A 13,485-nucleotide genomic window follows, 5' to 3' on the forward strand; every position below is an offset into this window, starting at 1 on the left:
ATGACGCTTGGAGCACGGGGTGCTCCGCTTCGTTCAGTACAGCCAGCGCCAGGCTTCGAGCGTTGCGAGGCCGCCGAGCAATACCGCACAGGCAGCCAGCCAGAGGCGGGTGAGGCGCGCCTCGGCGGCGAGACGGGCGAGCTCGTCCCGGGTGCCGTCGTCCCGCGGGGTGGCCAGGGCCTGGTGCACCAGGCGCGGCAACTGGGGCAGGGTGGCGGCCCAGGAGGGGGCCTCGTCGCGGGCGTGGCGCAGGAAGGCACGCCAGCCGATCTGGTCGTTCATCCAGCGTTCGAGGAAGGGTTTGGCGGTTTTCCACAGGTCGAGGTCCGGATCCAGCTGGCGGCCGAGGCCCTCGATGTTGAGCAGGGTTTTTTGCAGCAGTACGAGCTGGGGCTGGACTTCCATCTCGAAGCGCCGGGCGGTCTGGAACAGGCGCAGCAGGGTCTTGCCGAAGGAGATGTCCTTCAGCGGCCGGTCGAATATGGGCTCGCAGACGGCGCGGATGGCCCCTTCGAACTCGTCCACCCGGGTGTGCGCCGGCACCCAGCCGGCCTCGATGTGGGCCAGGGCGACGCGCCGGTAGTCGCGCTGGAAGAAGGCCAGGAAGTTGGTGGCCAGGTACTTCTTGTCGGAGTCGTTGAGGCTGCCGATGATGCCGAAGTCGAGGGCGATGTAACGCCCGCGGGTGGGGCCCTCGGTGGCCACGAAGATATTGCCCGGGTGCATGTCGGCATGGAAGAAGCCGTCGCGGAACACCTGCGTGAAGAAGATCTCCACGCCGGCCCGGGACAGAGCCTTGAGGTCCACGCCGTGGGCCTTGAGCGCGTCGAGCTGGGAGATCGGCACGCCTTTCATGCGCTCCATGACCATCACGCCGGTGGTGCAGAAGTCCCAATGCACCTCGGGCACCACGAGCAGCTCGGAGTCCTTGAAGTTGCGCCTCAGCTGCGAGCAGTTGGCCGCCTCGCGCATCAGGTCGAGTTCGTCCCGGAGGTACTTGGAGAACTCGGCGACGACCTCCCGCGGCTTCAGGCGGCGGCCTTCCGGCCACACCTTCTCGAGCACCGTGGCGGCTGCGTCGAGCAGGGCCAGGTCGTGGGCGATGACCGGGGCGATGCCAGGGCGCAGGATCTTCACCGCCACTTCGGTGCCGTCGGGCAGCTGGGCGAAGTGCACCTGGGCGATGGAGGCGGAGGCGACGGGCTCCCGGTCGAAGCGGGCGAAGACCTCATCGGCGGGGCGGCCGTAGGCTTCCTGCAGCTGGGCCAGCGCTTCCGCGCTGGAAAAGGGCGGGACCCGGTCCTGCAGGCGTGCCAACTCCTCGGCGATGGCCGGCGGCAGCAGGTCGCGGCGGGTGGACAGCATCTGCCCGAACTTAACGAAGATCGGGCCGAGGGATTCGAGGGCCTGGCGCAGGCGGGCGCCGGAGGGCTGGTCGAAGGTCCGGCGGAAACGCGTCAGTCGCGCCAGCCAGGCCAGGCGGCCGGACGGCTCGTTGGTGAGGATCATCTGGTCGAGCCCGTATTTCAGGCTGACGGAAATGATCTTGACGAGTCGGAAGAGGCGCACGGCGGCAGGCGAAAAGGAAAACGCGGATTGTGCCCGTAAAGGGCGGTGGCGCAAAGCGCGGGGCCGGATCGCCCGGCCCGGATCAGGGCTTGCGCCTGGCGCGCTGCAGCGTGGGTTCCGGTGCCGTGGGCACCGCAGCAGGAGCGGCCCCCGGCATGGGCGCCGCTCCGCCCGGATTGACCTGCTCGGTCAGCCAGCGCACGGCCTGCCGGATGTCCTTCTTGAGCGCCTCGTCCTCGGCGGAGCTGCCGAAATTCAGGCTGGCCATGCCAGTGGCGTCCACGAAGAAGCCCGGTACCCGCCATTCCCGCTCCACGACGAAGAGATGGTCGTCGTCCCGGAAGACCTTCTGGGCGATCACGTAGCCGTAGTCGCGGCCGTTGAAGGTGCCGCAGTAGGCGCTGCGGGTGGCGTGGGGCAGGCCCTCGCGCACGCCGGCCACCAGGCCGCTGGTGGTGAATCCGCGGCAATGCCCTGCAAGTCCGGTGGCGATGTGGCCGAGGTAGGTCTCCGGCGACATGTCTGGGGCCTTGAAACGCTGGATGAGGATGCGCTCGCGGTAGTCCTCGACCCCTTGTCCGCGGGGGATGTACTCCTCGTGGCGGACACCCTTGCCCTCCCGCAGGTCGACGATGCGCCAGCCCTGGCCGGCAGGCAGGGGTACCTGCCAGTGCAGGGTGGGGGGCTCGGCCATGGCTCCGGTGCAGGTCAGGAGCGCGGCGAGAAATGTCGAAAGGTGCAGGAGGCGGAGGCGCATGGGGTGCTCCGGTTTGGACGGGATGATCAATATCACGTTCTGCAGGCGGCGAATGCTGCGTTTTTTACCACGTTCGTCGCACTTTGTTACCGCATGCTTCCTGGTGCACAGCCGGTCGGGGCCCCTCTTGGATATAATCCTGTGCTTTTAGTCGCAGTATTCCCCATGAGCGCCGATCAGAAGACCCAGCTTGCCGAACTCCTGCGTGCCGCCCTCCTTAGCGTGGCGCCCGAGCAGGCCGAAACCCCGATCAACCTGGAGCGGCCCAAGCAGGCCGGCCACGGGGACTTTGCAAGCAACCTGGCACTTCAGCTGGCCAAGCCCCTCAAGCGCAATCCGCGCGACCTGGCCAACCTGCTGCTGGCCGAGCTGCCCAAGTCCGGGCTGATCGCCAAGGCCGAGGTGGCCGGCGCCGGCTTCATCAATTTCACCCTGGTCTCCGACGCCAAGACCGCCGTCGTGGCGGCCGTTCTGGGGGCGGGTGAAGGCTTCGGCCGGGGCGTCAAGAGCGGGGTCAGGGTGCAGGTGGAGTTCGTTTCCGCCAATCCTACCGGGCCGCTTCACGTCGGTCACGGCCGCGGTGCAGCGTATGGTGCGTCCCTTTCCGACGTACTGGACTTCGCCGGCTTCGAGGTGACCCGCGAGTACTACATCAATGATGCCGGCCGGCAGATGGACATCCTGGCGCTGTCCACCTGGCTGCGTTATCTCGATCTCTTCGGCATCGCCATCCCCTTCCCGCCCAACGCCTACCAGGGCGATTACGTCAAGGACATGGCGGCGCAGATCAAGGAGTCCCATGCCGACCGCTTCGCCCGGGTGAGCGCTGCCGCCGTGCTGGCCGATGCGCCCTCGGTCGAGGCCGACAAGGAAGGCCACCTGGATGCCCTGATCGCCAACGCCAAGGCCCTGCTCGGCTCCGACTACGCATGGGTGCACGGCTTTGCCCTCACCGAGCAGCTCGGTGACGGCCGCGAGGACCTGGAAGGCTTCGGCGTGACCTTCGACAAGTGGTTCTCCGAGCGCTCCCTGTTCGACACCGGCCTGGTCGAGAAGGCCGTGGCCGAGCTCGAGGCTCGTGGTCACCTGTACGTGCAGGACGGTGCCAAGTGGTTCCGCTCCACCGCCTTCGGCGACGAGAAGGACCGCGTCGTGCAGCGCGAGAACGGCCTGTTCACCTACTTCGCCTCCGACATCGCCTACCACGCCAACAAGTACGAGCGCGGCTTCGACCGCATCATCGACATCTGGGGCGCCGACCACCACGGTTACATCCCCCGCGTCAAGGGCGCGCTGCAGGCGCTCGGCCTGCCGCCCGAGAAGCTCGACGTGGCGCTGGTGCAGTTTGCGGTGCTGTACCGGGATGGCCAGAAGGCTGCCATGTCCACCCGCTCCGGCGAGTTCGTCACCCTGCGCGAACTGCGCAACGAGGTCGGCAACGACGCCTGCCGCTTCTTCTACGTGCTGCGCAAGGCTGACCAGCACCTGGACTTCGACCTGGACCTGGCCAAGAGCCAGAGCAACGAGAACCCGGTCTATTACATCCAGTACGCCCATGCCCGCCTGTGCTCGGTGCTCAACCAGTGGAACGGTGTGCTTGCCGACCTGGCCGAGGCCGATCTGTCGCGCCTCGACAACGAGCGTGAGCTGGCCCTGTGTGCCCGACTCACGGCTTTCCCGGAAGTCGTCCAGAACGCGGCGTCCGACTACGCGCCGCACCAGATCGCCTTCTACCTCAAGGACCTGGCCGGCGAGTTCCACAGCTACTACAACGCCGAGCGCATGCTGGTGGACGACGAGGCGCTCAAGCAGGCCCGCCTTGCGCTGGCCGCCGCCGTGCGTCAGGTCATCCGCAACGGCCTGCGCCTGCTGGGTGTTTCCGCGCCCGATTCCATGTAATTCCCGGACCCGCCGTTCATGAGTCGCGATCTCAAGCCACGCCTGCAGACCAAAAAGCCCAAATCGGGCAGCCGGGGCAGCACCCTGGTCGGTATCTTTGTCGGCCTGATCCTCGGTGCGCTGGTGGCGGCGGGGATTGCCCTTTATTTCACCACCTCCTCGCCCTTCCAGAAGCCCAAGCCCGAAGAAAAGCCGGTCGTGGTGCCGCCGCCCAAGCCCCAGGCAACCGAGCCGATCGCGCTGCCCGGCAAGGCTGGCGACAAGCCGGTCGAGAAGCCCCGCTTCGACTTCTACAACGTCCTGCCGAAGGGCTCGGATGCCTTGCCGGCACCTTCCAGACCGGAAGAGACCACCGAGGTGGTCAAGCCGGCCAGGCCGGAAAAGAGTGACAAGGCTGATAAGGGCGACAAGCCGGCCGACCTCCCGCGGGACGCCGCTGAAAGGGCCAAGGCGGAGGCCGCCCTGCTCGACAAGCCGGTGGTGCCCGAAAAGTTCTACCTGCAGGCGGGCGCCTTCGAGGATCCGTCGGAGGCTGACAACCTCAAGGCGCGTCTTGCGTTGATGGGGGTGGAGGCCAGCGTGCAGAAGGTGGAGTTGCCCGAGAAGGGCACCCTCCACCGGGTCCGGACCGGTCCCTACCTGGGCCAGGATGAAATGAACAAGGCGCTCCAGCAGCTGTCGGGCGCCGGCATCAAGGCTGCCATCATCAAGATCAAGCCGAAGGAACCAAAGCTGGCCGGCCCCGCTCAATAAATCCTTTGAAGAACCAGGAGAATCCGTAATGCAGCGTCGTGACGTCCTCAAGCAGTTTTCCGCTCTTGCCGCCCTCGGCAGCCTCGGCCTGCCCGCGCTGGCCCAGGGCAGTGGCTTCGAGACGCTTCCCCAGCCCCTGCCGACCGATGCCAAGGGCAAGGTCGAGATCCTCGAGTTCTTCCACTACGGCTGCCCCCACTGCAAGGCCTTCGACCCCCTGCTGGAGATCTGGGTCAAGAAGCTGCCCGCCGACGTGGCCTTCCAGCGGGTGCCGGTGACCTGGGGCAATCCCCAGCTGACGGGGCTTGCCAAGCTGCATCTGACCCTGGCGGCGACGGGCGACCTGGGCCGCCTCCATGGCCAGGTGTTCGATGCGGTTCAGACTGACAAGCTGCCGCTGCACACCGAAGCTGCAGCCCAGGAGTGGGCAGTCAAGAAGGGTGTGGACGCCAAGAAGTTTGCCGACGCCTACAAGTCCTTCGGCGTGCAGGTGGCTCTGCAGCGCGTGCAGAAGGTCGAGCGCGACTACAAGATCCAGGGTGTGCCGACCCTCGCGGTGGATGGCAAGTACATCACCTCGGGCTCCATCGCCGGCACCCACGAGAATGCCCTCAAGGTGGCCGATCAGCTGATCGCCAAGTCCCGCAAGTAATTATTCCTGTGCGCGCCTCCCGTTTCCGGGGGGGCGCTGCTGTCTTTTCCGTGACCCTGCGCGTATTCATCACCGGTGCCTCCAGCGGTATCGGAGCGGCCTTGGCCCGGCACTACGCGGCCAGGGGGGCCACCCTTGGCCTGGTGGCCCGGCGTGAGTCCGTCCTGCATGGCCTGCTTGCCGAACTGCCCGGCGAGCACGCCGTGTATTCCCTCGATGTGGCGGACAGCCCTGCAGTGGCCGAGGCCGCACGGGATTTCATCCGCCGCTTTGGCGTGCCCGACGTGGTGATCGCCAACGCCGGAGTGTCGGTTGGCACCTTGACCGAGGAGGCGGGCGACCTGCAGGCCTTCGAGCGGGTCATGCGCACCAATGTGCTGGGCCTGGTGGCCACCCTGCAGCCCTTCGTCATCCCCATGCGGCGGCGCGGCAGTGGCCGCCTGGTGGGCATCGCCTCGGTGGCCGGCATCCGCGGTCTGCCGGGAGCGGGGGCCTACAGCGCCTCCAAGGCGGCCGTCATCGCCTGCCTCGAGAGCCTGCGGGTCGAGTTGCGCGGCACCGGAGTGAAGGTGGTCACCATCGCACCGGGCTACATCGAGACGCCGATGACCGCGGTCAATTCCTATCCGATGCCCTTCATGCTGCCCGCCGACGAGGCCGCCCGGCGTTTTGCCCGGGCGATCGAGGCCGGCGTGTCCTACACCGTCATTCCCTGGCAGATGGGCTTGGTGGCCAGGCTACTGCGTCTGTTGCCCAATCCGCTGTACGACTGGCTCTTCGCCCGGGCGGGGCGCAAGCCGCGGGGCCTGCGTCTGTAGCCCGGGTCAGTGGGCGGCGTCCGCCGGGGCGCCGGCAGGGCGGCTGTGGATCGGATGGGTCAGCCAGATGGTGGCCAGCAAGGCCAGGAACAGCCACCCCGACAGCCAGAACACATCGTTCACCGCCAGGGAAAAGGCCTGCACGATCACCTCCCGTTCCAGCAAGGCCAGCCCGCGGGTCAGGTCCAGCCCCTGGCCCTGCAGGCTGTTCAGCACTTGCCCGGCGAGTGGATTGTCGGGGGCGATGCGTGCCGCCAGGTGTTCGTGATGCAGGGCCGCGCGGCGCTCCCACAGGGTGGTCATCAAGGATGCGCCAAAGGCGCCGAAGGTGATCCGCACGAAGTTGGAGACACCTGAGGCCGACGGGATCCGCTCCATGGGCAGGCCCGACAGGACGATCGACACCAGCGGGATGAAGAAGCAGGCCATCGCGATACCCTGGATCACCTGGGGGATCACCACGTCCACCGGGGCGATGCCGGTGGAGAAGCCCGAGCGCATGAAGGACACCAGGGCAAACACCAGGAAGGCCACGGTGGCGATGCGGCGCGGATCGGAGCGCGGCAGGATCTTGCCGATGAAGGGTGACAGCAGCAGCGCCAGCAGGCCGATCGGCGCCGTCACCAGGCCGGCCCAGGTCGCCGTGTAGCCCATGAACTGCTGCAGCCACAGCGGCATCACCACCACGGTGCCGAAGAACACCCCGTAGCCGGTGGCCAGGGCGATCACGCCGAACAGGAAGTTGGGGCGCGCGAACAGGGTCAGGTCCACCACCGGATGGTTCTCGGTCAGTTCCCAGGCGACGAACAGCGCAAAGCCGACCGCGGCCACCACGGCCAGGGCGATGATCTCGCCGGAGGCGAACCAGTCCAGCTCCTTGCCCTTGTCGAGCATGATCTGCAGGGCGCCGACCCATACCACCAGCAGGACCAGCCCCACCTTGTCGATGGGTAGCTTGCGGGTGGGGGATTCACGGTGCTTGAGGAGCTGCCAGCTGACCCAGGCCGCGGCCAGGCCCACCGGCCCATTGATGTAGAAGATCCAGGGCCAGGACAGGTTGTCCGACAGCCAGCCGCCGAGGATGGGCCCCATCACCGGCGCCACCAGGGTGGTCATCGACCACATCGCCAGCGCCATGCCGGCCTTCTCGCGGGGGTAGGTCTGCAGCAGCAGGGACTGGGACAGGGGAATCATCGGGCCGGCCACGGCACCCTGCAGCACCCGGGCGGCGATGAGCATCTCCAGGCTGGTGGCCATGCCGCACAGCAGCGAGGCGATCACGAACAGCACCACCGAGCTGACGAACAGGCGGACCTGGCCAAAGCGCTGGCTGAGCCAGCCGGTGAGCGGTACGGCGATGGCGTTGGCCACGCCGAAGGAGGTGATGACCCAGGTGCCCTGGTTGGGGCTGACGCCCAGGTCGCCGGCGATATTGGGCAGGGACACGTTGGCGATGGTCGTGTCCAGCACGTTCATGAAGGTCGCCAGGGACAGGGCGACGGTGGCAAGGCGCCGGGCCCCCGGTTCAAGGGGGGGCAGTGCGGAGGCAGGGCCGGCCATGGTTCAGGCCCGGGTGCGCCGCGGGGCGGGCAGGGCCGCAGCGGGAGCGCCCGGCTCGGGGCGCAGCGGCAGGATGGCACCGCCTTCGCCGCTGTTCGCGCTGATGATCGCCTTGATGCGGGCCTGTGCAGCCTTGCCCAGATCGTCGAAGATCGTCGTCGAGGCCATTGGAGCCGTGGGGGCAGTACCCAGCGCGGCGGCCTTGCCGTCGCTGTCGCGGACGTCCACCTCCACCTGCATCGACAGGCCGATGCGCAGCGGGTGCTCGGCCAGTTCCTGCGGGTCGAGGGTGATCCGTACCGGCACCCGTTGCACCACCTTGATCCAGTTGCCGCTGGCGTTCTGGGCCGGCAGCAGGGCGAAGGCCGAACCGGTGCCTGCGGCCAGGCCGGCCACCTTGCCGTGGTATTCGACCCGGTTGCCGTAGAGGTCCGCGCTCAGGGTGACGGTCTGGCCGGCATGCATGTCGCGCAGCTGGCTTTCCTTGAAGTTGGCGTCCACCCAGACCTGCTCCAGCGGCACGACAGCCATCAGCGGTGCGCCGGCGGCCACGCGCTGGCCGACCTGCACGGCGCGGCGTGCCACCAGTCCGCCCACCGGGGCGGAGACGGCGGTGCGGGCCAGGGCCAGGAAGCTCTCTTCGACCCGCGTCGCGGCGCGCAGCACGCTGGGGTGGGTATCGATGCGTGCGCCCTGGGTTTGTACCCGGTTGATGGCCAGCTGTTCGCGGGCGGTCTGGAGGGCTGCTTCGGCAGCCCGCAGGGCGGCCCGGGCGTGTTCGATCTCCTCACCGGCCACCGCCCCGGTGCCCGCGATCTGCTGGCGTCGCTGCAGGTCGTCGCGGGCCTTGGCCAAGTCGGTTTCCTTCTGGCGGGCCGCGGCCTCGAGGGCGCCGCCGCCGGCGTAGAGGGCGCGCACCTCGCGGACCGTCTGGCCGAGCTGGGCTTCCGCCTGCTCCAGAGCCACCCGGGCATCGCTCGGATCGAGCCGGACCAGGGGCTGGCCGACCTTGACCAGCTGGGTGTCGTCGGCCTCGATAGCCACCACGGTGCCGGCCACCTGGGGGGTGATCTGAACCACGTTGCCGGCCACGTAGGCGTCGTCGGTGTGTTCCAGGAAGCGGCCGTGGGTGGCCCACCAGCCGCCCCAGGCGAGCCCGCCCAGGGCGGTGATGGCGGCGATGGCGAGGAGGCTGCGCTTGCGCTTGCTGTTGTGGACGGCTGCGGGATTGTCGGAGTTGGGAGTCGTCATGGTCCTGTTCCTTCGGGCGGGATCAGTGGGGGGCTCAGTGAAGGGCGGAGGGCGCCGGCAGGGTGCCGCCGCCCAGGGCACGGGCGAGGGAGGCGCTGGCTTCGAGCTGCCGGCTGCGCAGGTCGGCGCTCAGCCTGCGTTGGGCCAGCAGCGGTGTTTCCGCTGCCAGGACTGCGGTGTAAGGGGTCAGGCCGGCCCGGTAGCGGGTCTCGGTGAGGCGCCAGGCCTCTTCGTAGCGGCTCAGCGCGACCTGCTGCTCGCGGGCTTCGGCGGCGGCGCCGCGCCAGTCGCTGAGAGCATCGGCAACTTCCTGCAAGGCGCCCAGCAGGGTGCTGTTGTACTGGGCAATGGCGGCATCCTGGTCGGCGTGGCGGCTGGCCAGGCCGGCGCGCAGGCGGCCGCTGTCGAACACCGGCAGGTGCAGAGCTGGGCCTGCGCCAATGATCCGGCTGCCGCCTTCGGCGAGGTTGGACAGGCCGAGGGACTGCAGGCCGATGAAGGCATTCAGGTTGATGTTGGGGTAGAACTCGGCCCGCGCCGCATCGCTGTCACGCTGGCTGGCTTCGACCCGCCAGCGCTGGGCGACCACGTCCGGGCGGCGACCGAGCAGGTCGGCGGGCAGGCTGTCGGGCAGGCGGGCTGCGGCAGCTGCTGCGATGGCCGGAGGGGTGAGGTCCAGGCCGGCATCCGGCCCCTGCCCGACGAGGGCCGCCAGTTGGTGGCGTACGGCATCGAGCTGGGTGTCGAGGGCCCGCCTTTCGGCCTGGGCGGCGGCAATGCTCCCCGCGGCCTGCAGGGTCTCGGCGTTGTTGTCGAGGCCGGCCTTGTGGCGCAGCCTGACCAGATCCTGCAGCTTCTCCCGCTGGCGCACGGTGGCCTCGGCCACGTCGCGCAAGTGGTGCAGGCGGTCGAACTGCAGATAGGCCTGGGTGACTGCGCCGGCCAGGGCCAGCCGTGTGCCGGCCGCCTCTGCTTCGGCGGCCCGGCCACGGCCCAGGGCGGCGTCCAGGGCGGCCCGGTTGCGGCCCCACAGGTCCAGCTCCAGGCTGAGATCTAGGGCGGCGCGGTTGATGCTGGTGTAGCCGCCGGCGAGGCTCGGCGGGTAGATGTAGTTGCCGGACAGGCGCTGCCGGCTGCTCTCGGCATTGGCAGAGACTTGCGGGCCGTCGCTTGCCGCGACGGCGCCAGCCTGGGCGCGGGCCTTGTCGATGCGGGCCTGGGCCAGGGCGAGTCCGGGGTTGTCGCGCAGGGCGCGGTCCACAAGGCGATTCAGCTGCGGGTCGCCATAGGCGGTCCACCAGTTGGCGACCGGCCAGTCCGCTCCGGGCGTGCCAAGGCTGCGGGCGGCGGCGAGGGACGCCGGCTGGGTGGCCTGCAGGCGGGAGGCCAGGCCGGCAGGGTTGGCGCAGGCGCCCAGCAGGGCGCTCAGGGCAATCAGGACGGCGGAGCGATGGCGCATGCGGTTTTCCTGTTCTGGGCTGAGACTGCCTGTGCTGTATCTGCCAAGGCAGTTAAATGTCGCAAAAAATGCGGCGCGCGACGCCGCTTCCTTCGGCCTTGCAGCCAGTGTCCGGTCAGTCTCCGCGACGCTCCAGGTTATCGAGGATGCGGCGGAGGAGGTGCTTCAACTGGCTTACCTCGGCGTCGGAAAAGTCCTTCAGGGCCAGGTTGAGGGCTTCGACCACCCGGGGAACGAGGTCGGGCAGCAGGGCCTGTCCGTTTTCGGTGACCTGGAGCTGGACCACGCGGCGGTCGGTGGTGCTGCGTTCGCGGCGGATCAGGTCCTTCTCTTCCAGGCGGTCGAGCATGCGGGTCATGGAGCCGGTGTCGCAGCCCGTGCATTTGCACAGGGCGGTGGCTGTCTCGCCGTTGTGCATGGCGATCTGCTTGAGTACCGCCCACTGGGCCGTGGTGATGCCGAACTCATTGATGCGCTCGTCGATGGCCTGGCTGATGCGCATCTTCACCTGGTGGGTGAGGAAGCCGATGCTCTCGTCCTGGCTGTAGTTGTCGACGGTATAGGGCGCGCTGGCACCCGGATCACGGATATCGGACATTATTGGTCTGGTCAATTACTGCTTAAGCAGATAATTGACCAAAACGAAGGACGCTGTCAAGCGCCCTTCGCATCCTGCGCGCTTCAGCCCAGTTGGGTGATGGCCGGCAGATATTTCTTGCCCAAGGCGTCGGCGACCTGAGGATGGGTGATATTGCCGTTGCAGACATTGAGGCCGGCGCGCAGGCCCGCATCGTCCTTGAGTGCCTCCTTCCACCCCTTGTCGGCCAGGGCCAGCACATAGGGCAGGGTGGCAGCATTGAGGGCGTAGGTGGCGGTGCGGGCCACGGCCCCGGGCATGTTGGAGACGCAGTAATGCACGATGCCGTCCACCAGGTAGGTGGGGTCGGCGTGGGTGGTGGGGCGGGAGGTTTCAAAGCAGCCGCCCTGGTCAATGGCCACGTCCACGATCACCGCTCCGGGCTTCATGGAGGCCAGCATGGCACGGGTCACCAGCTTGGGGGCGGTGGCACCGGGGATCAGCACCGCGCCGATGACCAGGTCGGCTTGCAGGACCAGGCGTTCGATGGCGTCCTGGGTAGCGTAGAGGGTCTTGACCCGGCCACCATACACTTCGTCCAGGTGGCGCAGCACCGCCAGGGATTTGTCCAGGATGGTCACGTCGGCACCCATGCCGACGGCGGTGTGGGCCGCATTGTTGCCCACCGTGCCGCCGCCGAGGATGACCACCCGGCCCGGCTCTACGCCCGGCACGCCGCCCAGCAGCACGCCACGGCCGCCGTGGGATTTCTCGAGGGCGGAGGCGCCGGCATGGATGCTCATGCGGCCCGCCACTTCCGACATGGGGGCCAGCAGGGGCAGCCCGCCGCCGGGGGCGGTGACCGTTTCGTAGGCGATGGCTGTTGCGCCACTGACCAGGATCTCCTCGGCTTGGCCCGGGTCGGGCGCCAAGTGCAGGTAGGTGAACAGGACGTGGTGGGGCTTGAGGCGGGCGCGTTCTTCCCGCAGGGGCTCCTTGACCTTGACGATCAGGGTGGCGGCCTCGAAGACTTCCGCCGCGCTCAGGGCGATCCGGGCACCGGCCCGTTCGTAGTCACTGTCGCTGGCACCGATGCCATGCCCGGCGCCGGACTCGACCCACACCTCGTGGCCGTGGGCGATGGCCTCGCGCACCGCGCCGGGGGTCAGGCCAACTCGATATTCGTGGTTCTTGGTTTCCCGGGGGACGCCGATTTTCATGATTCTCTCCGTAGCTGATAGGGCCGCTCCGTGCCCGGTGGAAGTATGCGCCGGATGCGCCAGACTCCACTAACGGCGCGGGTCTTGAGATACTTTGGGAATGATGATCGAAAATCCTGAAGATGTCCTCGTGGACGCGGCCGGACAGCGCCATGCCCCTTTTGCCGGCGATGCCCGCATCGTGTCCCTGGTGCCGTCCCTGACCGAGCTGGTGTGTGATCTGGGGCTGGCGCCGAGCCTGGTGGGGCGGACTGGCTTCTGCGTGCATCCGCGTGAGGTGCTGAAGGGTGTGACCAAGGTGGGCGGCACCAAGGACGTGAACCTGGAGCGCCTGCGGGCCCTGGAGGCCACCCATGTGATCGTCAATATCGACGAGAACCGAAAGGAGTGCGTCGAGGAGATCGCCCGTTGGGTGCCCCACGTGATCGTGACCCACCCTTGCATGCCGGAGGACAACCTGGCGGTGTACCGGCTGTTTGGTGCGCTGTTCGGGCGCCAGGCCGAGGCGGCGGGCCTGGTGGCCGGGCTGGAGGCTGCGTTGGCGGACGCCCGCGCGACGGGGGCCTGCCTGCCTCCCGAGAAGGTGCTCTACCTGATCTGGCGGGAGCCCTGGATGAGTGTGGCGCGGAGCACCTACATTTCGGCCACGCTGGCGACTGTGGGCTGGGAAACCTGGCCGGCGGGGGATGAGCCGCGTTATCCGGCCTTCGAATGGGACGCCCCCTGGCTGGCCGGTGTGGAGCGCGTCTTCCTGTCGTCCGAGCCCTACCGCTTCCAGGCCCGGCATGTCGCCGAGGTGGCTGCCCTGGCGGGCCGGCCGGCGGTGCTGATCGATGGCGAGATGGCCTCGTGGTACGGCAGCCGGGCGGTGGAGGGGCTGCGTTATCTGTCGCACCTGCGACGCCAGCTGGCAGGCTTTGCGCCCGGGCCGCAATAAACGACGCCCGCCGGTGAGCGGGCGTCGGTCGGG

General features: G+C 68.3%; 12 protein-coding genes. 5 read left to right on the forward strand and 7 right to left on the reverse strand.

The window, feature by feature from the left end; translation table 11 throughout:
- Window positions 1-33: 33 nt before the first annotated feature.
- A complete protein-coding gene (gene ubiB, locus HHL15_RS11535; RefSeq protein WP_169145920.1) occupies window positions 34-1,569 on the reverse strand; it encodes a ubiquinone biosynthesis regulatory protein kinase UbiB in 1,536 nt (511 codons plus the stop codon).
- An 82-nt stretch (window positions 1,570-1,651) separates the two neighbouring features.
- Window positions 1,652-2,326 (reverse strand): hypothetical protein, encoded by a 675-nt coding sequence (locus tag HHL15_RS11540; protein ID WP_169145921.1) that lies wholly within the window; start codon window positions 2,324-2,326, stop codon window positions 1,652-1,654.
- A gap of 165 nt (window positions 2,327-2,491) precedes the next feature.
- Between HHL15_RS11540 and argS the strand changes: the two genes are divergently transcribed.
- From argS to HHL15_RS11560, 4 genes are read left to right on the forward strand one after another with little or no spacing between them, the layout of a single operon-like run.
- Window positions 2,492-4,225, forward strand: a complete 1,734-nt coding sequence (argS, locus tag HHL15_RS11545; RefSeq protein ID WP_169145922.1) for an arginine--tRNA ligase — start codon at window positions 2,492-2,494, stop codon at window positions 4,223-4,225.
- A gap of 18 nt (window positions 4,226-4,243) precedes the next feature.
- Window positions 4,244-4,978, forward strand: a complete 735-nt coding sequence (locus HHL15_RS11550) for an SPOR domain-containing protein (protein ID WP_169145923.1) — start codon at window positions 4,244-4,246, stop codon at window positions 4,976-4,978.
- Window positions 4,979-5,006: 28 nt separating this feature from the next.
- Window positions 5,007-5,630, forward strand: a complete 624-nt coding sequence (locus tag HHL15_RS11555) for a thiol:disulfide interchange protein DsbA/DsbL (RefSeq protein ID WP_169145924.1) — start codon at window positions 5,007-5,009, stop codon at window positions 5,628-5,630.
- A 50-nt stretch (window positions 5,631-5,680) separates the two neighbouring features.
- Window positions 5,681-6,448: an SDR family oxidoreductase gene (locus HHL15_RS11560; protein ID WP_328825028.1), complete on the forward strand. Its 768-nt coding sequence runs from the start codon at window positions 5,681-5,683 to the stop codon at window positions 6,446-6,448.
- 6 nt (window positions 6,449-6,454) lie between these two features.
- Here the strand turns inward: HHL15_RS11560 and HHL15_RS11565 are convergent, their stop codons facing one another.
- From HHL15_RS11565 to ald, 5 genes are all read right to left on the reverse strand, one after another.
- Window positions 6,455-8,008 (reverse strand): DHA2 family efflux MFS transporter permease subunit, encoded by a 1,554-nt coding sequence (locus HHL15_RS11565; protein WP_169145925.1) that lies wholly within the window; start codon window positions 8,006-8,008, stop codon window positions 6,455-6,457.
- Window positions 8,009-8,011: 3 nt separating this feature from the next.
- A complete protein-coding gene (locus tag HHL15_RS11570) occupies window positions 8,012-9,259 on the reverse strand; it encodes an HlyD family efflux transporter periplasmic adaptor subunit (protein WP_169145926.1) in 1,248 nt (415 codons plus the stop codon).
- 34 nt (window positions 9,260-9,293) lie between these two features.
- Window positions 9,294-10,718 carry an efflux transporter outer membrane subunit gene (locus tag HHL15_RS11575; RefSeq protein WP_169145927.1) on the reverse strand — a complete coding sequence of 475 codons (1,425 nt, stop codon included), beginning with the start codon at window positions 10,716-10,718 and terminating at the stop codon, window positions 9,294-9,296.
- Window positions 10,719-10,833: 115 nt separating this feature from the next.
- Window positions 10,834-11,316: a MarR family winged helix-turn-helix transcriptional regulator gene (locus HHL15_RS11580; RefSeq protein ID WP_169145928.1), complete on the reverse strand. Its 483-nt coding sequence runs from the start codon at window positions 11,314-11,316 to the stop codon at window positions 10,834-10,836.
- A gap of 83 nt (window positions 11,317-11,399) precedes the next feature.
- Entirely contained in the window at window positions 11,400-12,515 is a 1,116-nt protein-coding gene (gene ald / locus HHL15_RS11585; RefSeq protein WP_169145929.1) for an alanine dehydrogenase, read from the reverse strand.
- Window positions 12,516-12,615: 100 nt separating this feature from the next.
- On the opposite strand from ald, the gene HHL15_RS11590 reads away from it, so the two are divergent.
- Window positions 12,616-13,452, forward strand: a complete 837-nt coding sequence (locus HHL15_RS11590; protein WP_169145930.1) for a helical backbone metal receptor — start codon at window positions 12,616-12,618, stop codon at window positions 13,450-13,452.
- Window positions 13,453-13,485: the final 33 nt, after the last annotated feature.

Source organism: Zoogloea dura (assembly GCF_012927165.1).
Classification (GTDB): domain Bacteria; phylum Pseudomonadota; class Gammaproteobacteria; order Burkholderiales; family Rhodocyclaceae; genus Zoogloea; species Zoogloea dura.

Coding starts and splice junctions, on each gene's coding strand:
- HHL15_RS11580 (WP_169145928.1), bottom strand. CDS start 11,316: ATGTCCGATATCCGTGATCCGGGTGCCAGCGCGCCCTATACCGTCGAC.
- HHL15_RS11590 (WP_169145930.1), top strand. CDS start 12,616: ATGATGATCGAAAATCCTGAAGATGTCCTCGTGGACGCGGCCGGACAG.
- HHL15_RS11575 (WP_169145927.1), bottom strand. CDS start 10,718: ATGCGCCATCGCTCCGCCGTCCTGATTGCCCTGAGCGCCCTGCTGGGC.
- HHL15_RS11570 (WP_169145926.1), bottom strand. CDS start 9,259: ATGACGACTCCCAACTCCGACAATCCCGCAGCCGTCCACAACAGCAAG.
- HHL15_RS11550 (WP_169145923.1), top strand. CDS start 4,244: ATGAGTCGCGATCTCAAGCCACGCCTGCAGACCAAAAAGCCCAAATCG.
- HHL15_RS11540 (WP_169145921.1), bottom strand. CDS start 2,326: ATGCGCCTCCGCCTCCTGCACCTTTCGACATTTCTCGCCGCGCTCCTG.
- HHL15_RS11555 (WP_169145924.1), top strand. CDS start 5,007: ATGCAGCGTCGTGACGTCCTCAAGCAGTTTTCCGCTCTTGCCGCCCTC.
- ald (WP_169145929.1), bottom strand. CDS start 12,515: ATGAAAATCGGCGTCCCCCGGGAAACCAAGAACCACGAATATCGAGTT.
- argS (WP_169145922.1), top strand. CDS start 2,492: ATGAGCGCCGATCAGAAGACCCAGCTTGCCGAACTCCTGCGTGCCGCC.
- HHL15_RS11565 (WP_169145925.1), bottom strand. CDS start 8,008: ATGGCCGGCCCTGCCTCCGCACTGCCCCCCCTTGAACCGGGGGCCCGG.